Raw genomic sequence first — 26,613 nt, forward strand, 5'->3', positions numbered from 1 at the left:
GTCCGACACGTAACGCGGGGTACGAGAGTCCATGTATGGGACCGACCACGACGGGGTACAGCTGCCCTCGCGGGTCGAGCCACGGACCGCAGTCGAATCGCCGACAGAACCACACTGTGCGTCGTCGAGCGTACGGAAGACAGCCCCTTCACCACTTCGACGAAAGCTGATGCATACATGCCTCCAACACCCCGTCCCGACCAGTCCTCCCCCGCGCCCGTGGGGCCGACAGGGTCGGCCGACACCCGCGCACAGGACGGCACGTTCCTGACCACGGCGCAGGGCGTCCGGATGCCGGACACTCATCATTCGCTCAAGGCCGGGGATCGAGGCCCGACCCTCCTCGAGGACTTCTATCTCCGCGAAAAGATCACCCACTTCGACCACGAGCGCATCCCGGAACGCGTCGTGCACGCCCGCGGCGCCGCGGCGCACGGAACGTTCGAGTCGTACGGCACCGCGAAATCGGTGACGAAAGCGGGCTTTCTGGCCGAAAAGGGCAAGAAGACAGATGTTTTCGTCCGTTTCTCGACCGTTCTCGGATCGCGTGGCTCTGCCGACACCGTCCGAGACACACGGGGTTTCGCCGTCAAGTTCTACACGGACGAAGGTACATTCGACCTCGTCGGCAACAACATGCCGGTCTTCTTCATCCAGGACGGCATCAAGTTCCCGGACATCATCCATGCGGGTAAGCCGCAGCCGGACATCGAACTGCCACAGGCACAATCGGCGCACGACTCGTTCTGGGACTTCGTATCTCTGCACACCGAGGCCACGCACCATGTGCTGTGGAACATGAGCGACCGCGGGATTCCGCGGTCGTACCGCACGATGGAGGGCTTCGGCGTCCACACGTTCCGGCTCGTCGCCGAGAACGGCGACACCAGCCTCGTCAAGTTCCACTGGAAACCCGTTGCGGGCGTTCATTCGTTGGTGTGGGAAGAGGCCCAGATCGCCGCGGGCGTCGACCCGGACTTTCATCGGCGGGACATGGCCGACGGCATCAAGGCGGGAGCACCGCTCGAGTACGAATTCGGCATCCAGGTCATGCCCGACGACGGAACCGACACGTTCGAAGGCATCGACCTCCTGGATCCGACCAAGCTAGTTCCCGAGGAACTCGCCCCGGTGCAGCCGATCGGCAAGCTCACGCTGAACGCGAATCCGACGAACTACTTCGCCGAGACCGAGCAGGTCGCATTCCACACCGGCCACCTGGTGCCCGGCATCGAGGTCACGAACGACCCGCTCATGCAGGCGCGGCTGTTCTCCTACCTCGACACTCAACTCACCCGGCTCGGTGGACCCAATTTCGCGCAGCTGCCGATCAACCGTCCCCACGCGCCGGTCAACGACATGTTTCGAGACGGCATGCATCAGACGGCTGTACACACCGGGGTGGCGCCGTACCGGGACAACAGCCTCGACGAGGGCGAACCGATCGACGCCGACGCCTCCGACCGCGGATACGTGCAGACGCCTCGGCCGATCGAGGGCAAGGCCGTGCGCGCGAATCCGGCGTCGTTCGACGATCATTTCACCCAGTCCGCGATGTTCTACCGGAGTCTGAGTTCGATCGAGCAGGACCACATCGTCGAGGCCTTCACGTTCGAACTCGGGAAGGTGTTCGAGCAGGCGATCAAGGAACGGGAGCTGGCCGTTCTCGCGAACGTCGACGCCGACTTGTGCAGTCGCGTCGCAGCCGGTCTCGGACTACCGGCACCGACGGGCACGCCGCCGACGGATGTCGTCACCTCGCCTGCACTGTCGCAGGTCGTCACGACACCCGGCCCGATCGACGGACGCAAGATCGGTGTGATCGCCGACGCCGACTCCGATCTCGCCGGCATCGACACGTTGCGCACGGCAGCCGAAAGTCGCGGGGTGACGGTGCATGTCATCGCAGCGACCGGTGGCTTCCTCGGCGACGGCCCGAATCGTCAAGTCGTCGAACGCACGTTCCTGACGGTTCGGTCCATCGAGTTCGACGCGTTCGTCGTCGCGGGCGGCACTGCACCCTCGAACGACATCAAGCTGGTTCTGTTGCTGCAGGAGGCTTTCCGCCACTGCAAGGCAGTCGGCGCATGGGGCGACGGTGTGGCAACGCTCGAGGCCGCAGGCGTCACCGACGGCGGTCCCGGTGTGGTGACCGAGGATTCGCCCGGTGACAGCTTCGGTGACGCGCTGTTCGATGCCATGGGCCTGCACCGAGCATGGGACCGCGCCGCTGCGGTCATGGGATCGGAAGTGCCGCCGTCGAACTGACGGTCAGGAATGCTCGCGGGACCCGGTCAGCAGTGCCGTCATGTCGTCGAGACCGAAGAACTCGGCGACCGACACTGCGGACCGGGTTCCCGCGAACGGGTCTGCCCCAGCACGCAATAGAGCGCTCACGATGTCGGTCGACCGGCGAAACGCCGCTGCTCCCAACGCAGTCTGCCCGTTGTCGTTGACACGTTCGACGTCTGCGCCCGCATCGAGCAGCAGAGCCACCGTGCCCGGATGGGTGTGATACGACGCGAGTATCAACAGGGTGTCGCCGCGATCGTTGGTGAGATTCACCGGGCCGCCCGCACCCAGAAACCGTCGTAGCAAGTCTGTTTCGCCCTGCCGAGCCCAATCGAATGCGGCACGGAGAACGGCGATCTCGTTCTCGGTCAGGTCTACGGATTCGTCGTGCGACATGGTCTCGCCGATACCCGTGACCTGCGGGAGCGAAACGGGCACCGCGCAGCGTTTCCGGACGGGACAGGTGGGTATCGCACCCGTCATGAACCAACAGGATGCCGCGTCCACTGCGCCTGTCGACGCCGATCCCGACGACCCACGAAAAGCGGATTCTCCTACCGAACTGACGAAGCCGTCGTGGATGTTCGTCTTGAAGAAGACCGCTCGCGAGTTCTCGCGCGATCAGTGCACCGACCTCGCAGCCGCACTCACGTACTACGCCGTGTTGTCCCTGTTTCCGGCGATCCTGGCGGTGGTGTCACTGCTCGGTGTCTTCGGGCAGGGTCAAGCCACCGTCGACGGTGTGTTGCAGATCGTCGGCGATCTGGGCCCCTCGTCGGCGGTCGACACGTTGCGCGGCCCCATCGAGCAGTTGGTCCAGGCTCCCGCTGCCGGGTTCGCTCTCCTCACCGGTGTTGCCGGCGCGTTGTGGTCGGCCTCGGGTTACGTCGGAGCATTCGGCCGTGCGATGAATCGCATGTACGAGGTCGAAGAAGGCCGACCGGTATGGAAGCTACGGCCGGTGATGCTACTGGTCACGCTCGTCGGTCTGCTGCTGGTCGCGTGCGCTGCGGTGATGCTGGCCATCAGTGGTCCGATCGCGTCGGCTGTGGGGGACACGATAGGCCTCGGTGACACCGCGTTGACCGTCTGGAACATCGCTCGCTGGCCGATCGTCCTTGTGATAGTCGTTCTGGCCGTGGCCATTCTGTACTACGCGACCCCCAATGTTCAGCAACCGAAGTTCCGATGGATCTCGTCCGGCGCGGCACTTGCCATTCTGGTGTGGATCCTGGCATCGGTGCTGTTCGGGTTCTACGTCGCGAACTTCGGAAGCTACAACAAGACCTACGGCTCGCTCGCCGGCGCGATCGTGTTCCTGCTGTGGTTGTGGATCACCAACCTGGCCTTGTTGTTCGGCGCGGAGCTCGATTCTGAGCTGGAACGTGGTCGTCAGTTGCAGGCGGGAATGGTTGCGGAAGAACGACTTCAGCTTCCCCCGCGCGATACCCGCGTGTCGGACAAGAACGAACAGAAGGACGCCGATGCCGTCGAGCAGGGTCGCCGTCTACGTCTGGCACACGAACAGAACGACTCCCCCGATGCGCCGACCGCAGAACAAGCGGATCGGCCACGTACGAGAACAGGAGATGTCATGACCGACCGTTCTGCACCGCCACCCGATACCAGGGCGGCGTCGACTCGACCGGTGAGCGACCTGTCGACGGTCCAGCTCGTCGAGAGGTTGACCGACCAAGTGTCGACCCTCGTCCGGACCGAAATTCGATCGGGCCTCGACGAGGTCAAGAGCAAGGGCACACGCGTCGGCGTCGGTATCGGCATTTCCGGCGCGGGGGCACTACTGCTGTTCTTCGGCGTCGCCACGCTGATCGCGACCGCCGTGCTCGGTCTGGCCACCGTCGTCGCACCGTGGCTCGCCGCGTTGATCGTCGCCGTGGTGGTGCTCGTCGTCGGCGGCATCCTCGCCGCAGTCGGCGCGTCTCGCGCGAAAAACGCACTCCCACCGGTTCCCGCCGACACGGCGGCAAGCGTGAACGACGACATCTCTGCGATCAAGAAAGGTATCCGATGAGTGGAAAGCACGCCGAGACACCGGAACCCGACGACCTACCCAGCGTCGAGGAACAACGTGCGGACGTAGCCGAGACCGTCGCGGCGCTCGCGGCCAAGGCCGACGTACCTGCCCGCGTCGCCAACGAGGCGTCGTTCCAGGCCGAGCGGGCGAAGACGGCGGCACAGAAGAACCCGCAGGTGATTGCCGCAGCCATCGGTGCGGTGGTGGCGGGAACCATCGTGACGATCATCATTCGCAGACGACGATCCCGGAGGATTTTCCGATGAGCGCAGTATCGAAGGCCATGTACAAACCTCTCGCCCTGGCGACCAGCGTGCTGGGTGGTATCGCGGCGGGCGCCGTGTTCAAGCAGATCTGGAAGTACGTGGGCGACAACGACGTCGAAGCTCCCGACCCGAAAGATCTGAACCGGTCGGTACAGGAAGTGTTGCTGGCAGCGGCAATTCACGGAGCCGTGTTCGGAATCGTCAAGGCAGCCGTGGATCGTGCAGGTGCCACCGGCTACCGCGCACTCGCGCACGAAGACCCGTCCTGAAGGTTTCGAGCAACCACCGAAAGGAAATACACCCCTCATGACCCAACCCAACCACGACGAACCGAACCTCGACGACGTCATCGTTCCGACCGAGGAAGTGCATCCGGACCATCGCGAGCACGCGAAGGAACCGAAGCACCTCGACGACACGGAGCTGGACGCCCGCACCGAACACGAGCGTGAGGAAACCGGCGCCGACGAGTGACGCCGACACCGAACGGGGGCCGCGAGATTCATCTCGCGGCCCCCGTTTCACGTCAGCGGACCACTCTGAACGTCCGAAGTGACTTGTCGGTGGCGTCGGGGACGTTCATTCCCGCGGCGATACCGGTCGTGAGATAATCGACGACCCCGTCGGTCAGCTCCTCCCCCGGCACCGCGACCGGGATACCAGGCGGGTACGGGGTGAGTTGTTCGGCCACGATCCGTCCCGGGGCGTTCTTCGCGTCCACCATTTCCGTGTCGCCGAAGAATGCGTCGCGGGGCAACATCACCGAGCGCAAAGAAAGATCGTTCGGATCGGGCAGGTACATCTCGTTCGGGGCGTCGAAAGCAGCTGCAGCAGAAGACAATCCACGTAACGCGGCGTACAGTCTCTCGGCGGTGGCCTCGCTGTCGGCGAACGAGAACGTCGCCAGGATTCTGCGGTGATCGCTCATCCCGATGTCGAGGTGATGCGTGTCCCGCAGCCAATCCGCGCACTGATATCCACTCACACCCATCGACGACACGTCGATCATCACCTGCAGCAGATCGAGATCCTTCGACGCCTCGGCCCCGATCAGTTCGTCCTCGAGAACGCTGAGGCCGTCGATCTCCGAAATCTCGCGACGCGCCGACCTGGCGAGCGCGAGCGCCGAGCCGAGCAACTCCGAACCCTGCTCGACCATCTGGCGGCGCCACCCGTCCATCGCCGCGTAGACCAGGACGTTCGGACTGGTCGTCATCAACAGGTCGGCACACAACGCGACATGGCGGTCGTCGACGAGGTCACCTTGAACGTGATACACCGATCCCTGCTCGAATCCCGCACCCATCTTGTGCACGCTCACGACACAGATATCCGCGCCCGCGTCCATCGCCCACGTCGGAAGGTCGTCGTGGAACGGCAGATGCGCACCCCACGCCTCGTCGACGATGAGCGGTTTGCCACGTTCGTGGCAGATGTCGGCAATCGCAGCGATGTCGGCGCACGTGCCGTACGGCGTCGGGCTGACGATCAGCGCGCCGGCCGCGTCGGGATTGTCGTCCCAGGCTCGGCGCACCTGCTCGGGCGACGGTGGATGCGAAATGTGGTGGTCGGTATCCCAGCGCGGCGGGATCCAACGCGGTCTGACACCGCTGAACACCAGGCCTGCGACGATCGCCTTGTGACTGTCCCTGGCGACGAGCAGACCACCGTCGTCGTTGCCCGCCACCGCCATCATCGCGGCCTTGACGGACAGCGAACTGCCGCACGTCGAGAAGAACGCCGAGCGCGCGCCGACGGCCGATGCCATCAATTGTTCTGCACGCGTGAGATATTCGTTCGACGAGTGCCGATCGTCCATGCCGCCCGACGCCAACAGATCGGATCTGAAACTCGCAGCGCCGAGTACGTCGGTCACGCGTGGGTCCACACCGACTCCCTGCCGGTGTCCGGGCGGCGTGAAACCGTAACGGTCGTCGCGGTGGTAGCGGGCGACAGCGTCCAACAGAGGTGTTTCCGATTGGTTCACGTGGGGGGCCATACCCGGTCACGAGGTCGACCATTCCTGGCCCGTTTCGCCCTGTTCGGCGCAGGGTAGGCAGGGTGCATGCCTACCTCCGAATCCACCGTACCGACGCCGTCGGCTGCCCCGACGGTGCCGGCGGGCCCTGTCGTGACGGGAGTAGCCGCCGCCCGGCTTCTGGCGAAACTCTCGGGGCCGTTGGTGGCAGGCGGTGTCATCGCACGAAGACGAACGGTGATGCCGCTGCTCGAGAAGCGCCAGAGCGATGCCGACACCGTCGAGACGATGCTGGAACTGCGCAGCGAGTACGGACCCGGTCCGCTACGCCTCGAGTTGCCGGGGAGGACGGTCGTCGTTCCGTTGACGGCGGGCGACGTCGAGCGCGTTCTGGCGCAGTCCCCCGAGTTGTTCACCCCCGCCAACCGGGAGAAGCGCGCCGCGCTCAGCCCGTTCCAACCCCACGGTGTGTTGATCTCTCGCGGACGTGCTCGCGAATCACGACGGACGTTCAACGAACAGGTGCTCGACAGCGATCTGCCACTGCACCATCTGGCCGGTTCGCTCGCTCCGACGATCCGCGAAGAAGCAGGCAACATCGTGGCCGAGGCGAGCGGCAACGACGGTCTGCTCGACGCGAGTGTGTTCGTCGAGGGGTGGTGGCGGATGGTACGACGTGTCGTGCTCGGTGACGGCGCGCGCGACGACGATGCCGTGACGGATGATCTCTGGACACTGCGGGGCGACGGCAACTGGTCGTACCTACGCCCGCTGCGGCGTCGCGTGCGCGATCGTTTTCTCGACCGCCTGTACGAGTACGTCGACGACGCCGAACCGTTGAGTCTTGCGGGGGCCGTCGCGGCGGCACGACCGGACTCGACGGTCGATCCGGTGGGTCAGATTCCGCACTGGCTTTTCGCGTTCGACGCGGCCGGGATGGTCGCGCTCCGCGCACTTGCCGTGCTGTCCGCGCAGCCCGAGCACATGCGGCGTGCTCGTGACGAAATCGCCGAGATGGATCTGTCTCAGCCGCAGGTACTTCCGTATCTGCGGGCCTGCATTCTGGAATCCGTTCGTCTGTGGCCGACGACCCCGGCGATTCTGCGCGATTCGACGACCACGACGCACTGGGGTGAGGGCGACCGCCGAATCGACATCGAGTCGGGTGCAGCCTTCCTGATCCTGACGGCGTTCTTCCACCGGGACCGGACGAGCATCGATTTCGCCGACGATTTCACACCCGATGCGTGGCTCGACGGTCGCATGAGCACACAACGCGCGGTGGTGCCGTTCAGCGCCGGTCCAGCCCGGTGCCCCGGACAGAATTTCGTTCTGTTCACCACGAGCATGATGCTCGCGAACCTGATCGAATCGCTGCCCGACCTTCGACAGCAGTCGACACCGTCCCTCGGCGGCGAGTCACCCCTTCCGGCAACGCTGAACCACTTCTCGATCGCACTGAAAGCTCACTGACATGGGCCGGGAACCCGTTCCGACGTTCGGGGTGGAGGAGGAGTTGCTGCTCGTCGATCCGAACACCGGGATCCCGTCGATGCAGAACGAGGTGGTTGCGGACAATGCACGTCAGCTCGGTCTCTCGCTACAGCTGGAGCTCACACCGTGTCAGATCGAGACCGCGTCGAGCGTCCTGCACACGTCGGCGGAACTGGCCGAGTCGCTGGCCCGGTCTCGTTCGACGGCAGCCGTGGCCGCGCGTCGTGCGGGTGCCGCGTTACTTCCCGCCGGGGTCCCTCCACTGCTTCCGGAGTTGGGCCCTATCACCGACACCAAACGGTACCGACGGATCGCGGACGAGTACGGCATGATCGCGCTCGAACAGGGAGTGTGCGGAGCCCACGTGCACGTCGCGGTTCCCGACCGGGAATTCGGTGTCGCAGTGAGCAATCACGTGCGTCCATGGTTGCCGGTTCTGCTTGCGTTGACGGCGAACTCGGCTCTCTACGCGGGCCGCGACACCGGTTACGCCAGCTGGCGATCGGTGCTGTGGTCACGGTGGCCGAGTGCAGGCCCTCCCCCGTACTTCGACTCCGTCGACCACTACGACGCGCTGATCCGCCAGATGTTCGACGTCGGAGCCATTCTCGACGACGGGATGGTCTACTGGGACGTCCGACCGTCGATGAATTTTCCGACGCTGGAGATCCGCGTCAGTGACGTACCGGCGAACACGTCGGACACGGTCCTGTTGGCGGTGCTCGTGCGCGCGTTGGTCATGACGGCGTCCGACGCGATCGATCGTGGCGCCTCTGCACCGCGCGTGGCGGAACATGCTCTGCACTGGGCATACTGGCGTGCAGCCAGGGACGGCCTCTCGGACCGACTGGTCGATCCTGCCACCGGGCGGCTCGGCACCGCTGCCGGCGCACTCGATTCCCTCGTGTCCTACGTGACAGGAGCACTGGAGACGACCGGCGAGCGCGACCTCGTCGACTCGGCTATTCGACGAAACGTCCAGCACGGCAACGGGGCTCGTCGCCAACGCGATGCAGTGAAGACATCGGGAGCGATCACCGACGCTGTTCTCGACCTGATCGAAGGATGATTCGATGCGTGTGGCCATCACCGGTGCGACCGGAAACGTCGGGACGACGCTCCTGCGGCGACTTGCGGGCGAGGACGTCGACGTCGTCGGAATTGCTCGTCGGCGCCCGCCGGAAACCGATCCCTACGCCGGCGTGCAGTGGCACGAAATCGATCTCGCCGACGCCGATGCGGAGAACCGGCTCGTCCCGATTCTGACCGGAGTCGACGCGGTGATACATCTCGCGATCGGATTTCAGCCCATGCGTGAGCGAGACTATCTGCGCCGCACCAACGTAGGGGGAACCGAGGCGGTCGCGAACGCGGTGGGACGGGCCGAGGTCGGCCGACTGATCCACATGTCGTCGAGCGGGGTGTACTCGCCCGGCGCCTACGGCCGCCGCGTCGACGAGACCTGGCCGCGGGACGGCGTTCCGTCGTCGACGTACAGCGTCGACAAGGCGGCCGCGGAACAGGTGCTCGACCGTTTCGAGACGCGCGCTACCGGAACGACAGTCGTCCGTCTCAGACCCGGGCTGATCGGCCAGTACGCGTTCGGCAGTGCGCTGCTTCGGTATTCGCTACCCGACCTCGTGCCGTCGTGGGTCGTGGATCGCGTGCCGGTTCTGCCGATGGACCGGTCGATCACGATTCCTGCCGTGTCGACGAGCGACGTCGCCGACGCGATTCTCGCTGCGTTGACCTGTCCCCGCAGCGACGCGTTCAACCTGTCCGCGCCGACTCCTGTTCGCACCGCAGATTTCGAAGCCACCTTGTCCGCGCATGCGATTCCCGTTCCGCGCGTCGCCATGCGCGCCGTGGCGGCGGCGACGTTCACCACGAGGCTGCAGTCCGTGCACCCGGGGTGGATCGATCTCGCATACGAGACTCCCCTGCTCGACACACGCCACGCCGAGACGGTACTGAAGTGGGCGCCGACGCTCGACGGGCCCGAAGTGCTGGCGGAGACGATCCGCGGTATGCGCCAGGGGGCAGCCGCATCCAGCCCGCCTCTGCGCGCACGGACGTTCCTGGATCGCATCGGCTCGGCTCTCGGCCGAGGTCCGGTGTCACGGCGCCGCGAACCCTGACGAGCGGGGTTTCACCCCGCGGGCGCACGGGTATCGGGCGGACAGGGGGAAACGCTTGTAGGAGGTTTTCTTTCATGTCGACAAGTCCCGAGGAGCGCATCGACGTCCGCGACGATCTGTCGGAATTGTGCGAAGAATTGTCGGAGTTGGCTCTGGAACATTCGATCGCGGTCGCCACGGTCGAGTCTCTGACCGCAGGCAATCTCGCCGCCATGCTCGGCAAGGCCCCGTCTTCGGGTGACTGGTTCCGAGGCGGAATCGTCGCCTACGACGCCGATGTCAAGCACTCGCTTCTCCGCGTTCCCGAAGGTCCGGTCGTCAGTGAGGTCTCGGCCGCCACGATGGCCCGTTCTGCGTGCGAACTGCTCGGCGCCGACATGGCCATTGCCGTGACCGGCGAGGCAGGGCCCGAGACACAGGAGAACGAACCGCCGGGGACGGTATGGGTGGGCATGTGCGACCGAGGCGTCGTCACCACCGAACGCAAGCAGTTCGACGGTGAGCCTGAAGAGATTCTGGCACAGACGTTGTCGCTCTCCATCGAATCTTTGGTGGGCCATGCTCGCCGACGCTCCGCCTGAACGATCCACCACATCCTTCGACCGAGACAGGGATAACACGCCGAATGGACACCTCATTGCGTTCACACATCCAGCACGAGCTCGCCGTGAAGCCGGCGATCGACCCCGAGAACGAGATTCGCGACCGAGTCGAGTTCCTGGCGGACTACCTCCGCGCCAGCGGAACCCGTGGGTTCGTACTCGGTATCAGCGGTGGACAGGACAGCACTCTGGCGGGTGCCCTCGCACAACGTGCCGTGCGTGACGTCGTGGCGTCCGGTGAAGAGGCCGAGTTCGTCGCCGTGAGGCTGCCGTACGGTGTGCAGGCAGACGAGGACGACGCCATCACCGCCGTCGAGTTCATCGGACCCGACCGCACGGTCACCGTCGACATCAAGGACGCAGTCGACGCGTCGGCGCGCGCGGCTGCGAAAGCCCTGGGCGTGGACCGCCTCGACGACTTCGTGCGCGGCAACGTCAAGGCACGTGAGCGCATGATCGCGCAGTACGCGATTGCAAGCCAGGACAACCTCCTGGTCATCGGGACGGACCATGCTGCCGAGGCCGTCACCGGGTTCTTCACCAAGTACGGCGACGGCGGAGCCGACGTGACACCGCTCGAGGGCCTCACCAAACGGCAAGGAGCGCAACTCCTTCAGTTCATGGACGCACCCGAGTCCACCTGGAAGAAGGTGCCGACGGCCGACCTGGAGGACGACCGCCCGGCCCTGCCGGACGAGCAGGCACTCGGCGTCACGTACGCACAGATCGATTCCTACCTCGACGGCGGAGATGTCGACGACGACGCCGTCGCCGTCATCGAACGCTGGTACACGAAGACCAGGCACAAGCGCACGACCCCGGTCGCGCCGACCGACCGATGGTGGCGCCGAGAGCCAGGCGAGTGACCGATCTCGGACCCTCCTCGGCTACAACGGTTCTGACCAGGGAGCAGTACCTCGACCGGTGGCGCGTTCTGCACGGACAGTACGACCAGAACGCCTCGTCGCTGGTGCGGCCGTGGCTGAGCGCCGTCTACCGCCTGTCGGCGCCGCTCGCACGGAAACATCTGTCGCCCGACATCGTCACGGCCGCGGGCGTGGCGACGGCGGCGGGCGCGGCCGCAGCGTCGTGGACCGGCGGCGCGTGGCTGTTCCTCGCCGCCGCGCTCGTCCTCGTCGCCTCCGTGCTCGACGGTATCGACGGCGCAGTGGCCGTGATCTCGCGACGGGACGACGCGTGGGGTTTCGTCGTCGACACCGTGGCCGATCGCTGCAGCGATCTGTTGATTCTGGCGATCGTCGGATTCGCCGGTGCCCCATGGCCACTCGTCGCCGTGATGATGGCTTTCACCATGATCCACGAGACCCTTCGTGCACGTGCAGGCGCGGCCGGGCTGCGCGAGGTCCTCGTGATCACGGTGTGGGAACGGCCGTCGCGAGTGGTCACGTCGATACTGATCGCTGTCACCGCCGCGGCAGTGCCGTCGGCCGCAGTCACGACGTCGACACTGGGCGCAGTGGTCGGCGCTGTACTAGCCGCGTGCGGGCTACTTCACTTGGCGATCGCTGTCCGACGCGCCCTGCGGGGACGCGTCGTCGAACCACCATCCCAGTTCGTCGATGGCAAGCGTCAGAGCCCACCCGACGAGCAGTAACACGTGCAGCAGGAACATCCACAGTCCTGCTGCGATCACGGCTCCGATCACGGTCAGCCCCCCGAAGGGAGCACCGAGATCGACCGGTATCGCCAGGAACAGCACGAACCCCTGCGCGAACCCGGCCAGGAACGACGCGGTGACCAACGCTCCGGCGGCAACGACCGTCGCGCGCGGGAGACCGGGACCGACGACCGCGAAGACCCAGCTCACGGCGACTGCGAGCACGAGCCACGTTCCGATGAATCCGATCCACACCCGCAGCGCCAGACTGCCCACGCCTCCCGAGGTGGTCGCGTCGGCCAGCCACTCCGCGAGACGCAGCATCACCACGACGAGGAACGGCGCCAACAGGACGAACGGGAGGACGAGGGCTCGGCCACGCCAGCCCGTCAGATTCTCGTCGACGGGACGGTACGCCACGAGCGCGCGCCGAAGCCCTTCTCCGTAGAACGTCGCCGGGAAGATCGCGATCAGGACTCCCAGCAACGACAACGTTGCGCCGGCCTCTGCCAGCGTGATGACCGCCGACCGTGCGCCGAGCGCATCGGGTAGCAACTCGGCGACGTCGGCCATGCGGGACAGCACCCATTCCGGAGACGTGACGACAGTCGCTGCGCGCAAGGCCAACAGCAACACGGGTACGACGGCGATCGCCGCGTAGAAGGTCAATCCTCCCGCGACGAGAGACAGGTCCGACGCACCCAATCGGGTGGTCATGTTCCGCCGAACCGACCGCAGCCACTCCGAGTGCATCGTCACCGTCACCTTCTCCTCGCGTCGAGAGGGCGCATACCCGCGTACGTCGTCCCCACGCGCCCGCGGTTTCCCGATGCGACCGACGGGTAATGCGGCACAGGTGAACAGACTGGACCCGATCACGACCTCGACCGACATTCCCACTTTCGACGTCCTGGTCATCGGAGGCGGGAACGCCGGTATCAGCGCCGCTGCCCGAGCGATCCGAACGGGCATACGAGATGTCGCGGTGATCGAACCACAGCAGGTACACACCTACCGTCCGTTGTTGTCCTACGTCGGCGCCGGGCAGGCCACGCTGAACGAGGCGCAACGCACGCAACGGTCCGTGATCCCACGAGGTTGTACGTGGATCGAAGACTCGGCGACCGTCGTCGACGCACCGAACAACACGGTCACGTGCGCGTCAGGACGCCGATTCCGCTATCACGACCTCGTGCTCGGTCCCGGACTCGTACCGGACGACGACGAACTCCCCGGCACTGCCGAGGCCGTCGACTCGCCCGGAGTGGCCAGCAACTATCTCGACCGCGCCGACAAGACCTGGACACTGGTGGAGAACATGCCTGCGTTCGGGCACGCCGTGTTCACGGTGCCGCGGCCGCCGGTCAGCTGCACCGGGACGACACTGAAACCTCTGTTTCTGGCGGCGTCGCACTGGCACCGCGTCGGCCGACTTTCGGGCATCGAGATCACTCTGCTCGTCGACCGTCCTCGCCTGCTCGGAGTCCCGGAGCTCGACGCTGTGCTGATGGATCGGTTGCAGCAACTCGGGGTTCACCTCCACTTCGACACGACGGTCGTGTCGCTCGAACCGGCGTCTCGGCGGATCGAGACCGTCACCGCAGGCTCGACGCCGAGCACCGTCGAGTACGACTTCCTGCATCTCGTACCGCCGTTTCGTGGACCTCGATGGATCACCGAATCGAACCTGAGTGCCGACGGCATGCACGGGCTCGTCGACGTCGATCCCCACACGTTCCGGCATCGCACGCACCCGAACATCTGGGCCGTCGGCGATGGCGCGTCGATCGACACAGACCCGTCGGGTGGCGGTCTGCGCAAACAGGTTTCGGTGCTCGTCGACAACATCCATGCGACGCGTGAGGGTCGGGCCACGTCGACGTACGACGGTTACACGGTCGCCCCGATCCCGCTGGACGACCGTCATCTCGTCGCCGCCGAATTCGACCGCGCCGGAAGACTGTCGTCGTCGCTGCCCTCGTTCCTCGACCCGCTCACGCCCCGCCGATCCGCGTTCGCATTCGACAGATACGGTCTACCCCAGATCTACTGGCACTCGATCCTCCGCGGTCGAGTCTGAGTCACGAACGCACCGAGAGGATTTCATTCATGACCGCACCCGGTAGGCCGCATGTCCTCGTCATCGGCGGAGGCTTCGGCGGCCTGTACGCGGCAAAGCGACTGCGCCACAGCGACGTGGCCGTCACCGTACTCGAACGAGGCACCAGCCACGTGTTCCAACCGTTGCTCTATCAGTGCGCGACGGGTCTCGTGTCCGAGGGTTCCATCGCGAGCCCGCTGCGACATCTGTTGCGGCATCAGGACAATGCCCATGTCGCTCTCGGTGAGGCCTCGGCCATCGACGCCGAAGCGCGCATCGTCACGGCCAGCCGATTCGACGGGTCCACGTACGAGTTGAAGTACGACTTCCTCGTGGTCGCCGCCGGGATGCAGCAGGCCTACCACGGTCACGAGGAATACATCCAGTACGCGCCCGGCATGAAAACTCTCGACGACGCCCTGACGATCCGACGGAAGTTGATTGCCGCGTTCGAGATGGCCGAATCGCTCCCGACTGCCGAGGAGCGACAGCCCTGGCTGACGTTCGCGGTCGCGGGCGGCGGGCCCACCGGTGTCGAATTGGCCGGTCAGATACGGGAACTCGCGACGAGGGCACTGTCGCACGAGTTCCGTTCGATCGACCCGCGCGAGGCAAGGGTGTTGCTCTTCCACGGCGACGATCGAGTTCTGCCGTCGTTCGACAGGAAACTGTCGGCGGCGGCTCAGAAGACCTTGGACATCGTGGGCGTCGAAACGCACCTCGGCGTGCACGTCACCGACGTCACCGAGACCGATGTCGAGACCACGACGAAAGCCGAACCGAAGACGAAGACCCGGTACGACGCGCGCACGGTGTTGTGGACGGCGGGTGTCGAGGCCGTGCCGTTCGCGCGCACGTTGGCGACAGCGCTCGGCGTCGATCCTGACCGGTCCGGCCGGATTTCCGTCGGGCCCGATCTGTCGGTCCCCGGACATCCGAACGTCTGGGTGGTCGGCGACATGATGGCGAAGGACGACCTGCCGGGCGTGGCCGAGGTGGCGATGCAGGGCGGACGCCACGTCGGATCGGTCATCGCGGCGGAGCTCGAGCACCCGGGCAACGCCCGAGCTCCGTTCAAGTATCGCGACCTCGGCAGCGCGGCCTACATCGCGCGCGGACACGCGCTCGTGCAGGCCGGACCGCTGCGCATGTCCGGTTTCCTCGGATGGCTGTCGTGGGGGTTCATTCACATCGCGTTCCTGTCGGGAGCCAGGAATCGCGTCGGGACTCTCGTCAACTGGGCGGCCACGCTGGCCACCAACTCGAGACGCGAGCGAGCCATCACCTACGGGGATCCGGAAACCGCCCGCAAGCCCTACAGCTGACGGGTCAGTCGATCAGTTCCGCGTTGCGTAGTGCGGCGCGAACGTCGGCGTGATGCCATTCGTCCAGTTCGACGAGAGGCAGGCGAATACCTCCGGACATCAATCCCATCTCGGCGAGGGCCCACTTGACCGGGATGGGATTGGGCTCGGCGAACAGGGCGCTGTGCAGACCGGCAAGGGTCGCGTCGATGTCCGACGCCGTGTCCGCGTCACCCGCGAGGGCGGCGGCACACATCTTCGCCATCGCGTCCGGTGCGACGTTGGCCGTCACCGAGATGTTGCCGTGGAAGCCCGCGAGCATGCTGGCTCGTGCGGTCGAGTCGTCGCCCGAGTACAGCCCGAAATCGGGCAGTTCGAGAGCCACGAGATCGCGCGTTCGATCCAGGTCTCCCGACGCTTCCTTGATGCCGACGATGTTCGGCAGCTCGGCGAGCCGGGCGACGGTGGACGGCAGCATGTCGCAACCGGTCCGCGACGGGACGTTGTAGAGGTACTGAGGAAGGTCGACTGCCTCACCGATCGCCTTGAAGTGGCGGTACAGGCCTTCCTGAGGGGGCTTGATGTAGTACGGGGTGACCAGGAGTGCGCCGTCGGCGCCTGCGACGCGGGCCGCCTCCGTCAGGTGGATGGCCTCGTCGGTGGAATTCGCGCCGGTGCCCGCGATCACGGGGATCCGTCCTGCGACGACATCGATGGTGCGTCGGATGACGTTCTCGTGTTCGGACACCGACAGGGTCGACGACTCACCCGTCGTTCCGACCGACACTATCGCCGAGGTACCGCCGCTGATCTGTCGCTCGAGCAGGGAATCCAGCGACGGGTAGTCGACGTCGCCGCTGTCGGTCATGGGCGTGACGATCGCAACGATGCTTCCGGTGATCACGGTGGGGCTGCCTTCCTCGGGTCTGTGGTTCGTCCCGAATCGTAGTCGACCGCAGCGTCACGGCACCTCGACCATCGCCGCTGCTCGGTCGTGCCGACCGTCACCGACGTGTGTCGAACCGTTACCGTCGAGAGATGGAATCCCCCATACCCGACTATCTGGACACCGTGCTCGCCGAATGCCGATCGGTCGACGGTGGTTCGATCGAGAGCGGCAACCGCCGACTGGCTGCGGCCGATCCGGACATGTTCGGGGTCGCGATCGCCACCGTCGCAGGCACGGTCTACACCGCCGGTGACGCCGACGTCGAGTTCTCGATTCAATCGATCGCCAAGACGCTGGCGTATGCACTGGCGATTGCCGACAACGGCCTCGATGCGATGTCCGACGTCGTCGACGTCGAACCGTCCGGCGACTCGTTCAACGAGATCTCGCTCGAACCGGGATCCGGTAGACCACGCAACGCACTGATCAACGCCGGTGCACTCGCAGTACACGCGATGGTGCGTGCCGACTCGGCGCGTGAGCGCGTCGAACGTATCCGCGCGCTGCACAGTGCACTCGCGGGTCGTGAATTGTCCATCGACACAGCCGTGTACGAGTCCGAGCTCGATGCCGACGACCGCAACACCGGAATCACCCACCTGCTGAAGGCCGTCGGTGTGCTCGGAGCAGATCCCGATGAGGTCGTCGACGGCTACGCGGCGCAATGCGCCATCTCCGTCACCTGCCGCGACCTCGCCGTCATGGCCTCCGTGATGGCGAACGGTGGGCTCGAACCCGGTTCCAGTACACGACTTCTCGACCTCTCGGTCAACAGCCACGTCCTGTCCACCATGACGACGTGCGGCATGTACGACGGCACGGGAAGCTGGATCTCCACGGTCGGGATTCCGGCCAAGAGCGGAGTCTCGGGTGCGATCATCGGCGTGCTCCCCGGCCAGGTCGGCATCGCCGTGGTGTCGCCCCGCCTCAACGAGCACGGCAACAGCGTGCGCGGCGTCGCTGTCTTCGAGCGGCTCTCTCGCGATCTCGAACTGCACATGATGCACGTCTCGCCGTCGGGAATGTCCTCGCTGCGGACCGTCGACGAGAGCGACGACGCGACGGTCCTCGAATTGCAAGGAGACCTGCGCTTCGCCGGCGCCGAGTCGGTTCTCGCGCGTCTCGGAAACGGCATACCGTCGCACCACCGCATCAGGCTCGACTTCGAGCACGTGCGCGCCGTCGACGACGCCGCGAGACGATTGCTGCGCGAGGCGATGGACCGACTGCGATCGGAGGGCCACGACGTCGACGTATCGGACCCGCACGATCTGCTCGAACCGGCCGACACGTAGTCAGTCCAGTCGAAGAGCGCCGAACACCATGTCCCGCAACAGAGGTCGAGTCTGCTTCGACGGGGATCTGCCGGCACTGTAGGGCGTCGAGTTGATCAGTCCGAACACCGCGTGCGCCTTCGTCCTTGCGTCCGACTCGCCGAGTGTCGCGTCCGCGTCGCACAGCGCGGACACCCACAATTCGACGTATTCACGCTGCTTGCGTCGGACCGACCGGCGCGGCGTCTCGGGCAGAGACTCCAGATCACGGTCCTGAATTCGGATGAGCGCGGGCGAGGCGAACGCGAAGTCCAGATGGAAATCGATCAGGCGCTCCACCGTGGCGTCGCTCGGCGCATGCTCGTCGACGACGGCGCGGCCACCGTCGAGCAGGTACTGCGAAATTCCGACGAGCAATTCGACCAGGACGGCTTCCTTGCCCGAGAAGTGCCGATAGACCGCTGGTCCGCTGATACCGACGGCTGCTCCGAGATCCTCGAGGCGCACCGACGAGAAACCGCGCTCGGCGAACAACGACGCCGCTGCCTGCAGGAGTTGCTCACGACGCTCGGCCTTCTTCTGGTCACGGGACGTCGCGGGCTTGTCGTCGAGCCCGGGGTCGGTCGGTGTCGCCATCTGTCGTCGCCTCTCTGGACATCTCAGTTAATCGTAGTTTACTATTGCAATCAGTTATTCCCAGTTAACTGAAATCGTGTTCCGACAGACGAGACCGAGGACGCGCACCACCATGGCTATCGACACCGCTGCCAACAGGGCAGACCACGAGCTGCTGACTGCCCAGCTCTCCGAGCGGCTCGCCTTGGCGGCACTCGGCGGGAGCGAGAAATCCCGAGAGCGCCACGTCGCACGCGGCAAGCTGCTCCCCCGTGACCGCGTCGACGAACTACTGGACCCGGGCAGCCCGTTCCTCGAAATCGCTCCACTGGCCGCCAACGGTCTGTACGACGACGAATGCCCCGGTGCAGGCATGATCGCCGGCATCGGCCGCGTCTCCGGACGCGAGTGCGTCGTCGTGGCGAACGACGCAACGGTCAAGGGCGGCACCTACTACCCCATGACCGTCAAGAAGCACCTACGCGCGCAGGAGATCGCGCTGCAGAACACTCTGCCGTGCATCTACCTCGTCGACTCCGGAGGAGCATTCCTTCCCCGTCAGGACGAGGTGTTTCCCGACCGCGACCACTTCGGCCGCATCTTCTACAACCAGGCCAACCTGAGCGCCAAGGGAATTGCCCAGATCGCCGCGGTCATGGGTTCGTGCACGGCAGGTGGTGCGTACGTCCCCGCGATGAGCGACGAGGCGGTCATCGTCCGGAACCAGGGCACCATCTTCCTCGGCGGCCCGCCACTGGTGAAAGCCGCGACCGGTGAGGTCGTCACAGCCGAGGAGCTCGGCGGCGGCGATCTGCATTCGAAGATCTCCGGAGTGACCGACCACCTCGCCGACGACGATCGCGACGCGCTACGCCGCGTCCGGAAGATCGTCTCCACACTCGGTCCGCGCACGCCGCGCCCGTGGGACGTGATCGACGTTCGCGAACCCAATGCAGATCAGACCGAGCTCTACGACGTGGTCCCCACCGACTCCAGAACTCCGTACGACGTGCGCGAGGTCATCACCCGGGTCGTCGACGCGGGCGAGTTCGACGAGTTCAAGGCCGAATACGGCAAGACACTCGTCACCGGCTTCGCACACATTCACGGCCACCCCGTTGGGATCATCGCCAACAACGGCGTGCTGTTCGCCGAATCAGCCATGAAGGGCGCGCATTTCATCGAACTGTGCGACAAACGCAGCATTCCGCTGGTCTTTCTGCAGAACATTTCCGGATTCATGGTCGGCCGCGACTACGAAGCGGGCGGCATCGCCAAGCACGGCGCCAAGATGGTGACCGCAGTCGCGTGCGCACGGGTGCCGAAGCTGACCGTCGTCATCGGCGGGTCCTACGGTGCAGGTAACTACTCGATGTGCGGCCGCGCGTATTCCCCACGCTTTCTGTTCATGTGGCCGAACGCGCGCATCTCCGTCATGGGCGGCGAGCAGGCAGCCTCCGTTCTCGCGACCGTCCGCGGCGAACAACTCGACGCGGCAGGCACCCCGTGGACGACTGACGACCAGGAATCGTTCAAAGCGCCCATCCGCGAGCAGTACGAAACCCAGGGCAACCCCTACTATTCGACGGCTCGGCTGTGGGACGACGGCATCATCGACCCGGCCGACACCAGAACCGTTCTCGGACTTGCGTTGTCGGCATGCGCCAACGCACCGCTCGAACCGGTTTCCTACGGCGTCTTCAGGATGTGACGACACACATGACCACGCAGATCGACACCGTTCTCATCGCCAACCGAGGCGAGATCGCAGTCCGCGTCGCGCGCACGTTGCGGCGCTTGGGTATTCGCTCCGTCGCCGTCTACAGCGACGCCGACGCCGACGCTCGGCACGTCGCCGAAGCCGACACGGCGATCCGGCTCGGACCGGCGAACGCGCGAGAGAGTTACCTCTCCATACCGAAGGTCATCGAGGCCGCCCGGATGACCGGTGCACAGGGTATCCACCCCGGATACGGCTTCCTGTCCGAGAACGCCGAGTTCGCCTCCGCATGCGAGGCCGCCGGTATCGCGTTCCTCGGCCCGTCCGCCCGCGCGATCGAGGTGATGGGCGACAAGATCACCGCCAAGGCCGCGGTCACCGAGTTCGGTGTCCCCGTCGTGCCCGGCATCTCGCGGCCGGGCCTGACCGACGCGGATCTGATCGCGGGTGCCGCCGACGTCGGCTTTCCGGTGCTCGTCAAACCCTCCGCAGGTGGCGGCGGCAAAGGCATGCGTCTTGTCGAGCGCGCCGAAGACCTGCCTGCTGCGCTGGCGAGTGCGCGTCGGGAGGCGTCGTCGTCGTTCGGCGACGACACTCTGTTCCTCGAGCGTTTCGTGTTGCGGCCCAGGCACATCGAAGTCCAAATCCTGGCCGACACACACGGCAACGTCATCCACCTCGGCGAGCGCGAATGCAGCCTGCAGCGCCGTCACCAGAAGGTGATCGAGGAAGCGCCGTCGCCGCTTCTCGACGTCGAGACCCGCGCCCGCATCGGTGAAGCAGCCTGCAACACGGCCCGTAGCGTCGACTATGCGGGTGCAGGCACCGTCGAGTTCATCGTTTCCGCCGACAGCCCAGACGAGTTCTTCTTCATGGAAATGAACACCCGTCTGCAGGTCGAGCACCCGGTCACCGAAATGGTCACCGGTGAGGACCTCGTCGAATGGCAGGTGCGTATCGCGGCGGGCGAGCACCTGACACTCGCACAGGACGACGTCACGCTCACCGGACACGCCATCGAAGCGCGCGTCTACGCCGAAGATCCGGGCCGTGGGTTCCTGCCCACCGGCGGCACCGTCGTCGGACTGCGTGAACCCGTCGGCGACGGCATCCGCGTCGACTCCGGGTTGCAGGTCGGCACCGAGGTCGGCAGCAACTACGACCCGATGCTGTCCAAGGTCATCGGGTACGGCCCCGACCGCGCTGCAGCACTGCGGACGTTGGACCGTGCCTTGGCCGACACCGCAGTCCTCGGAGTCGTCACCAACATCGAGTTCGCTCGATTCCTGCTCGCCGACAACGACGTTCGAGCCGGCGCGCTCGACACCGGGCTGCTCGATCGCCGCGCCCCGGACTTCACCGCATCGGCGGCACCGGACGAAGTGCTCGTGGCGGCCGCGTCGGTGTCCTGGTTGGCGACGTGGGACAGCCGCGGCGACGATCCGTGGTCGACGCCCAGCGGCTGGCGCGTCGGCGCGCACGCGCCGTACACGGTGCGACTGAAGACCGGTGACCGTTCGGTCCACGTCGCCATCACCGGAACGCCGACGTCGGCCAAGGTGATGCTCGACGACCAGCCGCCGATGGCGTTGACCGCCGAGGCGTCGCAGAACACCGTCACCGTCGTGCTCGACGGACGGCGCGACACCATGCGGTTCGGCCACGACGGCGCCGAGACGTGGATCTCCGATTCACGTGGAACATGGGCATTGCGTCCCGTCGACGAGCCGAGCGTGCGCGAAACCGACGCGCATTCCGGCGACGCCGAGATCCTCAGCCCCATGCCCGGTTCCGTCATCGCCGTCGCAGCCGCGTCGGGCGATACGGTGACCGCGGGCAGTGCCGTCGTCGTCGTCGAAGCGATGAAGATGGAACACACGTTGACCACCCCGATCGACGGCACCGTCGAACTCGAGGTCGCCGTCGGCGATCAGGTTCGAGTCGATCAGCTCCTGGCTCGTATCGTCCCCACCGAGAAGAACGAAGGTTGATCATGACCGACTACCTGTCATCGGCCAATTTGCCCGACGAGTATCAGCAACTGGCGAAGTCGGTGAACGACTTCGCGCGTACCGTCGTCGCACCGGTCGCGGCGAAACACGATGCAGAGCACTCCTTTCCGTACGAGGTCGTTGCGGGGATGGCCGAGATGGGACTGTTCGGACTGCCGTTCCCCGAAGAATACGGCGGTATGGGCGGCGACTACTTCGCTCTCTGCCTCGCCCTCGAAGAACTCGGCAAGGTGGACCAGAGCGTCGCGATGACGCTCGAAGCCGGTGTGTCGCTCGGTGCGATGCCGGTGTTCCGATTCGGAAACGACGCCCAGAAGCAGGAATGGCTGCCGAAACTCACCAGCGGTACGGCGCTCGCCGCGTTCGGACTCACGGAACCAGGTGCAGGTAGCGACGCCGGCGGCACCAAGACCACGGCCAAGCGTGACGGCGGCGACTGGATCATCAACGGCAGCAAGCAGTTCATCACCAACTCCGGTACCGACATCACCGAGTTGGTCACCGTCACGGCAGTCACCGGGGTCGACGAGGCAACCGGCCGCAAGCAGATCTCGTCGATCCTGGTCCCGACGAACACTCCGGGTTTCGTCGCGGAACCCGCGTACGACAAGGTCGGATGGAACGCGTCGGACACGCACCCGTTGAGCTTCACCGACGTTCGAGTCCCACAGGAGAACCTGCTCGGTGAGGAAGGGCGTGGGTACGCGAACTTCCTGCACATCCTCGACGAGGGTCGCATCGCGATCGCGGCGGTGTCGGTCGGCGCGGCACAGGGATGCGTCGACGAGAGCGTCAAGTACGCGAAGGAGCGCGAGGCGTTCGGGCAGCCGATCGCGAACAATCAGGCGATCTCGTTCAAGATCGCGCGCATGGAGGCGCGTGCCCACACCGCGCGGACGGCGTACTACGACGCGGCCGCATTGATGTTGGCGGGCAAGCCGTTCAAGAAGGCCGCATCGATCGCGAAGCTCGTCGCGTCCGAGGCCGCGATGGACAACGCTCGCGACGCCACGCAGATTCACGGCGGCTACGGATTCATGAACGAGTACACCGTTGCGCGGCACTACCGCGACAGCAAGATCCTCGAGATCGGTGAGGGCACCACCGAAGTGCAGTTGATGCTCATCGCCCGGGGACTCGGGCTGTGAGCGAGAAGCGCATTCTCCAGCGCGGGTTGTGGTTCGAGGAGATGGAACTCGGGGCCGTCTACGAACATCGCCCCGGGCGCACGATCACCGAAGCCGACAACACGCTGTTCACCACCCAGACGATGAACACGCAGGCGCTCCACCTCGACGCAGCGTACGCCGAGACGACCAGTTTCGGTGAGCGACTTGTCAATTCGATGTTCACCGTGTCCACACTCGTCGGACTGTCGGTGGCACAACTGACGCAGGGCACCATCGTGGCGAATCTCGGCTTCTCCGAAGTGTCGTTCCCGAAGCCGCTGTTCCACGGCGACACCCTGTACGCGGAAACATCGATCTCGGACAAACGAGAATCCAAGTCACGCCCGGGCGAGGGCATCGTGACCTTCACGCACACCGGACGGAACCAGCACGGCGACGTCGTCGCGGTTGCCGTCCGAAAGACGTTGGTACGTATGCGACCAGAGGAGGACGCGTCGTGACGTGGACACCGCCGGGACCTGCATGGTTGTTCTGCCCCGCGGACCGGCCCGAACGCTACTCCAAGGCTGCGGATCGGGCGGACGTCGTGATTCTCGATCTCGAGGACGCCGTCGCGCCCGCGGACAAAGACGCTGCCCGGGAAGCACTCACGTCCACGCCCCTCGATCCAAAACGCACCGTCGTACGGATCAATGCGCATGGAACCGCAGACTGGACAGCCGACCTCGAAGCACTGGACAAGACCGAGTATCGCGTCGTCATGCTGCCGAAGTGCGAAGCGGTGGAGCAGGTCTCGTCGTTGGCACCTCGTGAGGTCATTGTTCTCGTCGAGTCCCCGCTCGGCGCGATCTCGGTAGCCTATTCGTTGACAGCGCAGAACGCCGTCGGCGCGATGTGGGGCGCGGAAGATCTGGTCGCCGCGCTGGGTGGCAATTCGAGCAGATTCGCCGGCGGCGGTTACCGCGACGTCGCACGGCATGTCCGGTCGCAGACATTGCTCGCGGCCAAGGCACGGGGGCTTTTCGCACTGGATTCGGTCTTTCTCGACATTCCTAACCTCGACGGCCTTCGGGAGGAATCCGACGATGCGGTGGCGGTCGGTTTCGACGGCAAGGTGGCAATCCATCCGAGCCAGGTTCCGGTGATCCGGGAAGCCTACGCACCGACCGACGAGGACATCGAGTGGGCGACACGACTCCTCGCAGCGGTTCAGGACAACCGCGGGGTGTTCACGTTCGAAGGCCTCATGGTGGATGCGCCGGTGATTCAGCAAGCACGGCGCATCGTCGCACGCGTCCCCGGCGCGTGAAGTTCTTCACAACTACTAGGACTTCCACTACTAGGATGCCCGACCATCTAAGCTGAGACTCGTGACCAGTGTTCAACCGCTGTACCCGGGTTTCGACGACCTCACGTCGTGGTCCGAGAGTGCCGCGTGCCGGAGTTCTGCCGGCGAGATGTTCTTCCCGTCGGGTGACGAGTACAGCGGGGCGTCGATCGAGGATGCCAAGCGTGTCTGTGGTCGTTGCCCCGTCACGAGGGAATGCCTGCGGCATGCGATGCTGAACGGTGAACAGCACGGCATCTGGGGTGGGCTGACGCCCTCGGAACGACGACGAACCCGGTTGCCGCGCCTCACACGCCGGCCGATCCACAGCGTCAGGAGTTGACGTGTACGGCCACGAACTAGCTCCCCCACGAGGCACCGTCGCGCTCGACCTCGCGGCGACGCTCATCCGCGTCGCGAACACCATGCGGACGCGGCTCGACGAAGTCCTGGCACGCCATCGCGTCAGCTGGGCCGGATACGAAGTTCTCGACCTCGTCTGCACCGAGGGTCCGATGACGTACCGGGCCCTCGCCCACACGCTGGACCGGCACCGCACCAGTGTCCGCAGCATCGTGGCCGGTCTGGTCGACGTAGGCCACGTGACGCGCAGTCTCGGCGGGCACCGCAGCGACGAATTCGTCGTCGAGCCGACACGACCCGGGCGTGCGGTGCACGAGCGGGCTCGTCGCGCACTGGATGCCTACGGCGGCGACCTTCTCGCCCTCGACGACCCGGGGACGATGATCGATCACCTACACGCACTCGACCGAGCTCTACGCGGTCGTCGATAGATCTGCCCGCGGTCAGCCCTGCCAGCCGACGGCGGCGAACGGCGCATTCGTCGTGATACGGCCGACGATGCCGGCGTGGGCGAAATCCTTGGCGGTCTGCACGGCGTCGCCGACAGGTGTGCCCTTCGACAATTCGGCGGTGATGGCCGCGGCGAAGATGCATCCTGCACCGGACACTCGTTCGTTGCCGATTTTCGGTGCGCGCAACACCGTCACGTCCTGACCGTCGAACAGCACGTCGACGGCTTCGTCGACGGGCAGTCCCGCACCACCCTTGACGACGACGTACTGCGGGCCGAGATCGGCGATGCGGCGGGCCGCCTCGGCCAGGTCGTCGACGGATTCGATCGTGTCCATGCCGGAGAGAGTCTGCGCCTCGAACAGGTTCGGGGTGACCACGGTCGCAAGCGGCAGGATCTCGGCCCGCAGTGCGTTGTCGGTGTCGAGTGCGGCGCCCGGTTCCTGACCCTTGCAGATCAGGACAGGGTCGACGACGACGTGACGCCAGCTCTGCTTCTTCAACGAATTCGCGACGGTCGCCACGGTCTCGGGTGTGCCGAGCATGCCGATCTTCACGACGTCGAGGTCATGAGCCGACGTCGCGGCCTCGATCTGGTCGGCGATGACCGAGCCGTCGATCGGAACGAACCGGTGGCCCCAGCCTGCTTTCGGGTCGAACGACACGATGCAGGTGACGGTTCCGACACCGTAGACCCCGAGGCGCTCGAAGGTCTTGAGGTCTGCCTGCAGACCTGCTCCTCCGGTCGCCTCCGAGCCGGCGATGACATACGACAGTGTCGACATTCGTTCCGCTCCTCTACTGCGCTTTCGTTCCCTGCGACCCCCCGCTCGAGCCGCGGGACCCCGAAGGTTCAGTATGGCAACAGCAGATGTTCACGGACGAAGGGGCTCCGCCTCGTGCGCGGGAATGTATAGCCCGCTACACATTCCCGCGCACGTGGGG

At 65.5% G+C, this 26,613-nt stretch carries 27 protein-coding genes; 21 read left to right on the plus strand and 6 right to left on the minus strand.

Translation table 11 applies throughout. The annotated features are described in order from the left end of the window. Positions 1-177: 177 nt before the first annotated feature. Entirely contained in the window at positions 178-2,268 is a 2,091-nt protein-coding gene (locus tag RhoFasB10_RS00740) for a catalase (RefSeq protein WP_167674684.1), read from the plus strand. 3 nt (positions 2,269-2,271) lie between these two features. Here the strand turns inward: RhoFasB10_RS00740 and RhoFasB10_RS00745 are convergent, their stop codons facing one another. Continuing rightward, complete coding sequence (locus tag RhoFasB10_RS00745; RefSeq protein ID WP_254303665.1) at positions 2,272-2,730, minus strand: ankyrin repeat domain-containing protein; 459 nt, start codon at positions 2,728-2,730, stop codon at positions 2,272-2,274. Positions 2,731-2,773: 43 nt separating this feature from the next. Here RhoFasB10_RS00745 and RhoFasB10_RS00750 point away from each other — a divergent pair, with 43 nt between their 5' ends. The 4 genes from RhoFasB10_RS00750 to RhoFasB10_RS00765 are packed head-to-tail and all read left to right on the plus strand — an operon-like array spanning position 2,774 to position 5,067. Continuing rightward, positions 2,774-4,324, plus strand: coding sequence for a YhjD/YihY/BrkB family envelope integrity protein (locus tag RhoFasB10_RS00750; RefSeq protein ID WP_167674686.1), 1,551 nt, complete (start codon positions 2,774-2,776; stop codon positions 4,322-4,324). Then, positions 4,321-4,593, plus strand: a complete 273-nt coding sequence (locus RhoFasB10_RS00755) for a hypothetical protein (protein ID WP_068431635.1) — start codon at positions 4,321-4,323, stop codon at positions 4,591-4,593. Before RhoFasB10_RS00750 ends, RhoFasB10_RS00755 begins: the two co-directional genes overlap by 4 nt. Beyond that, positions 4,590-4,862, plus strand: coding sequence for a DUF4235 domain-containing protein (locus RhoFasB10_RS00760; RefSeq protein WP_068431638.1), 273 nt, complete (start codon positions 4,590-4,592; stop codon positions 4,860-4,862). The genes RhoFasB10_RS00755 and RhoFasB10_RS00760 overlap by 4 nt, the downstream gene beginning before the upstream one ends. 37 nt (positions 4,863-4,899) lie before the next feature. Next, complete coding sequence (locus RhoFasB10_RS00765) at positions 4,900-5,067, plus strand: hypothetical protein (protein WP_165839527.1); 168 nt, start codon at positions 4,900-4,902, stop codon at positions 5,065-5,067. A gap of 52 nt (positions 5,068-5,119) precedes the next feature. Here the strand turns inward: RhoFasB10_RS00765 and RhoFasB10_RS00770 are convergent, their stop codons facing one another. Then, a complete protein-coding gene (locus tag RhoFasB10_RS00770; RefSeq protein WP_167674688.1) occupies positions 5,120-6,580 on the minus strand; it encodes an ornithine decarboxylase in 1,461 nt (486 codons plus the stop codon). Between the two features lie 78 nt (positions 6,581-6,658). On the opposite strand from RhoFasB10_RS00770, the gene RhoFasB10_RS00775 reads away from it, so the two are divergent. The 6 genes from RhoFasB10_RS00775 to RhoFasB10_RS00800 all read left to right on the plus strand — a co-directional run bounded on the left by RhoFasB10_RS00775 (position 6,659) and on the right by RhoFasB10_RS00800 (position 12,420). Beyond that, entirely contained in the window at positions 6,659-8,044 is a 1,386-nt protein-coding gene (locus RhoFasB10_RS00775) for a cytochrome P450 (protein ID WP_167674690.1), read from the plus strand. A gap of 1 nt (position 8,045) precedes the next feature. After that, positions 8,046-9,134, plus strand: a complete 1,089-nt coding sequence (locus tag RhoFasB10_RS00780; protein ID WP_167674692.1) for a glutamate--cysteine ligase — start codon at positions 8,046-8,048, stop codon at positions 9,132-9,134. 4 nt (positions 9,135-9,138) lie between these two features. After that, positions 9,139-10,203 (plus strand): NAD-dependent epimerase/dehydratase family protein, encoded by a 1,065-nt coding sequence (locus RhoFasB10_RS00785; RefSeq protein ID WP_167674694.1) that lies wholly within the window; start codon positions 9,139-9,141, stop codon positions 10,201-10,203. Positions 10,204-10,277: 74 nt separating this feature from the next. Further along, the gene (locus RhoFasB10_RS00790; protein ID WP_068431647.1) at positions 10,278-10,784 is read left to right on the plus strand and encodes a CinA family protein; all 507 of its coding nucleotides are present in this window, start codon (positions 10,278-10,280) and stop codon (positions 10,782-10,784) included. Between the two features lie 44 nt (positions 10,785-10,828). Further along, a complete protein-coding gene (gene nadE / locus RhoFasB10_RS00795; RefSeq protein WP_167674696.1) occupies positions 10,829-11,671 on the plus strand; it encodes an ammonia-dependent NAD(+) synthetase in 843 nt (280 codons plus the stop codon). Next, a complete protein-coding gene (locus RhoFasB10_RS00800) occupies positions 11,668-12,420 on the plus strand; it encodes a CDP-alcohol phosphatidyltransferase family protein (protein WP_167674698.1) in 753 nt (250 codons plus the stop codon). The genes nadE and RhoFasB10_RS00800 overlap by 4 nt, the downstream gene beginning before the upstream one ends. Here RhoFasB10_RS00800 and RhoFasB10_RS00805 read toward each other — a convergent pair. Then, the gene (locus RhoFasB10_RS00805; RefSeq protein ID WP_346764327.1) at positions 12,313-13,395 is read right to left on the minus strand and encodes a YihY/virulence factor BrkB family protein; all 1,083 of its coding nucleotides are present in this window, start codon (positions 13,393-13,395) and stop codon (positions 12,313-12,315) included. The genes RhoFasB10_RS00800 and RhoFasB10_RS00805 overlap by 108 nt on opposite strands. On the opposite strand from RhoFasB10_RS00805, the gene RhoFasB10_RS00810 reads away from it, so the two are divergent. Both RhoFasB10_RS00810 and RhoFasB10_RS00815 read left to right on the plus strand, forming a co-directional pair. Next, positions 13,298-14,503, plus strand: a complete 1,206-nt coding sequence (locus RhoFasB10_RS00810; RefSeq protein ID WP_222634329.1) for an FAD/NAD(P)-binding oxidoreductase — start codon at positions 13,298-13,300, stop codon at positions 14,501-14,503. The two genes, RhoFasB10_RS00805 and RhoFasB10_RS00810, sit on opposite strands and share 98 nt — an antisense overlap. A 29-nt stretch (positions 14,504-14,532) precedes the next feature. Next, the gene (locus tag RhoFasB10_RS00815; protein ID WP_068431660.1) at positions 14,533-15,849 is read left to right on the plus strand and encodes an NAD(P)/FAD-dependent oxidoreductase; all 1,317 of its coding nucleotides are present in this window, start codon (positions 14,533-14,535) and stop codon (positions 15,847-15,849) included. 4 nt (positions 15,850-15,853) lie between these two features. Here the strand turns inward: RhoFasB10_RS00815 and dapA are convergent, their stop codons facing one another. Continuing rightward, positions 15,854-16,732, minus strand: a complete 879-nt coding sequence (gene dapA / locus RhoFasB10_RS00820; RefSeq protein WP_084424065.1) for a 4-hydroxy-tetrahydrodipicolinate synthase — start codon at positions 16,730-16,732, stop codon at positions 15,854-15,856. Positions 16,733-16,866: 134 nt separating this feature from the next. Between dapA and glsA the strand changes: the two genes are divergently transcribed. Further along, entirely contained in the window at positions 16,867-18,072 is a 1,206-nt protein-coding gene (gene glsA / locus RhoFasB10_RS00825) for a glutaminase A (RefSeq protein WP_167674702.1), read from the plus strand. Here glsA and RhoFasB10_RS00830 read toward each other — a convergent pair whose 3' ends face one another. Next, positions 18,073-18,687, minus strand: a complete 615-nt coding sequence (locus RhoFasB10_RS00830; protein WP_068431666.1) for a TetR/AcrR family transcriptional regulator — start codon at positions 18,685-18,687, stop codon at positions 18,073-18,075. A 112-nt stretch (positions 18,688-18,799) separates the two neighbouring features. Between RhoFasB10_RS00830 and RhoFasB10_RS00835 the strand changes: the two genes are divergently transcribed. From RhoFasB10_RS00835 to RhoFasB10_RS00865, 7 genes are all read left to right on the plus strand, one after another. Beyond that, positions 18,800-20,377: a carboxyl transferase domain-containing protein gene (locus tag RhoFasB10_RS00835; RefSeq protein WP_167674704.1), complete on the plus strand. Its 1,578-nt coding sequence runs from the start codon at positions 18,800-18,802 to the stop codon at positions 20,375-20,377. Between the two features lie 8 nt (positions 20,378-20,385). After that, complete coding sequence (locus RhoFasB10_RS00840; protein WP_167674706.1) at positions 20,386-22,377, plus strand: acetyl/propionyl/methylcrotonyl-CoA carboxylase subunit alpha; 1,992 nt, start codon at positions 20,386-20,388, stop codon at positions 22,375-22,377. A 2-nt stretch (positions 22,378-22,379) separates the two neighbouring features. Then, the gene (locus RhoFasB10_RS00845; RefSeq protein ID WP_068431673.1) at positions 22,380-23,546 is read left to right on the plus strand and encodes an acyl-CoA dehydrogenase family protein; all 1,167 of its coding nucleotides are present in this window, start codon (positions 22,380-22,382) and stop codon (positions 23,544-23,546) included. After that, a complete protein-coding gene (locus RhoFasB10_RS00850; RefSeq protein WP_346764328.1) occupies positions 23,543-24,028 on the plus strand; it encodes a MaoC family dehydratase in 486 nt (161 codons plus the stop codon). The genes RhoFasB10_RS00845 and RhoFasB10_RS00850 overlap by 4 nt, the downstream gene beginning before the upstream one ends. Then, positions 24,025-24,837 carry a CoA ester lyase gene (locus tag RhoFasB10_RS00855; protein WP_068431676.1) on the plus strand — a complete coding sequence of 271 codons (813 nt, stop codon included), beginning with the start codon at positions 24,025-24,027 and terminating at the stop codon, positions 24,835-24,837. The genes RhoFasB10_RS00850 and RhoFasB10_RS00855 overlap by 4 nt, the downstream gene beginning before the upstream one ends. A 61-nt stretch (positions 24,838-24,898) precedes the next feature. Then, complete coding sequence (locus tag RhoFasB10_RS00860; protein WP_302050745.1) at positions 24,899-25,198, plus strand: WhiB family transcriptional regulator; 300 nt, start codon at positions 24,899-24,901, stop codon at positions 25,196-25,198. A 1-nt stretch (position 25,199) separates the two neighbouring features. Then, positions 25,200-25,649 carry a hypothetical protein gene (locus RhoFasB10_RS00865; RefSeq protein ID WP_068431679.1) on the plus strand — a complete coding sequence of 150 codons (450 nt, stop codon included), beginning with the start codon at positions 25,200-25,202 and terminating at the stop codon, positions 25,647-25,649. Between the two features lie 12 nt (positions 25,650-25,661). On the opposite strand, the gene thiD is transcribed toward RhoFasB10_RS00865, so the two are convergent. Next, complete coding sequence (gene thiD / locus RhoFasB10_RS00870; RefSeq protein WP_068431682.1) at positions 25,662-26,453, minus strand: bifunctional hydroxymethylpyrimidine kinase/phosphomethylpyrimidine kinase; 792 nt, start codon at positions 26,451-26,453, stop codon at positions 25,662-25,664. Positions 26,454-26,613: the final 160 nt, after the last annotated feature.

Origin of the sequence: Rhodococcus sp. B10 (genome assembly GCF_011770055.1) — a bacterium.
Lineage (GTDB): Bacteria > Actinomycetota > Actinomycetes > Mycobacteriales > Mycobacteriaceae > Rhodococcoides > Rhodococcoides kyotonensis_B.

Excerpts from the sequence above, each read along its gene's own strand:
- RhoFasB10_RS00755 (WP_068431635.1), top strand. The coding sequence starts at position 4,321 with ATGAGTGGAAAGCACGCCGAGACACCGGAACCCGACGACCTACCCAGC.
- RhoFasB10_RS00815 (WP_068431660.1), top strand. The coding sequence starts at position 14,533 with ATGACCGCACCCGGTAGGCCGCATGTCCTCGTCATCGGCGGAGGCTTC.
- RhoFasB10_RS00765 (WP_165839527.1), top strand. The coding sequence starts at position 4,900 with ATGACCCAACCCAACCACGACGAACCGAACCTCGACGACGTCATCGTT.
- RhoFasB10_RS00740 (WP_167674684.1), top strand. The coding sequence starts at position 178 with ATGCCTCCAACACCCCGTCCCGACCAGTCCTCCCCCGCGCCCGTGGGG.
- RhoFasB10_RS00775 (WP_167674690.1), top strand. The coding sequence starts at position 6,659 with ATGCCTACCTCCGAATCCACCGTACCGACGCCGTCGGCTGCCCCGACG.
- glsA (WP_167674702.1), top strand. The coding sequence starts at position 16,867 with ATGGAATCCCCCATACCCGACTATCTGGACACCGTGCTCGCCGAATGC.
- nadE (WP_167674696.1), top strand. The coding sequence starts at position 10,829 with ATGGACACCTCATTGCGTTCACACATCCAGCACGAGCTCGCCGTGAAG.
- RhoFasB10_RS00805 (WP_346764327.1), bottom strand. The coding sequence starts at position 13,395 with ATGCCCGTTCGGATCGCTCGGGCAGCGGCGCTGATACCGGCGTTCCCG.
- RhoFasB10_RS00845 (WP_068431673.1), top strand. The coding sequence starts at position 22,380 with ATGACCGACTACCTGTCATCGGCCAATTTGCCCGACGAGTATCAGCAA.
- RhoFasB10_RS00835 (WP_167674704.1), top strand. The coding sequence starts at position 18,800 with ATGGCTATCGACACCGCTGCCAACAGGGCAGACCACGAGCTGCTGACT.
- RhoFasB10_RS00830 (WP_068431666.1), bottom strand. The coding sequence starts at position 18,687 with ATGGCGACACCGACCGACCCCGGGCTCGACGACAAGCCCGCGACGTCC.
- RhoFasB10_RS00780 (WP_167674692.1), top strand. The coding sequence starts at position 8,046 with ATGGGCCGGGAACCCGTTCCGACGTTCGGGGTGGAGGAGGAGTTGCTG.
- thiD (WP_068431682.1), bottom strand. The coding sequence starts at position 26,453 with ATGTCGACACTGTCGTATGTCATCGCCGGCTCGGAGGCGACCGGAGGA.
- RhoFasB10_RS00790 (WP_068431647.1), top strand. The coding sequence starts at position 10,278 with ATGTCGACAAGTCCCGAGGAGCGCATCGACGTCCGCGACGATCTGTCG.
- RhoFasB10_RS00760 (WP_068431638.1), top strand. The coding sequence starts at position 4,590 with ATGAGCGCAGTATCGAAGGCCATGTACAAACCTCTCGCCCTGGCGACC.
- RhoFasB10_RS00750 (WP_167674686.1), top strand. The coding sequence starts at position 2,774 with ATGAACCAACAGGATGCCGCGTCCACTGCGCCTGTCGACGCCGATCCC.
- RhoFasB10_RS00785 (WP_167674694.1), top strand. The coding sequence starts at position 9,139 with ATGCGTGTGGCCATCACCGGTGCGACCGGAAACGTCGGGACGACGCTC.
- RhoFasB10_RS00840 (WP_167674706.1), top strand. The coding sequence starts at position 20,386 with ATGACCACGCAGATCGACACCGTTCTCATCGCCAACCGAGGCGAGATC.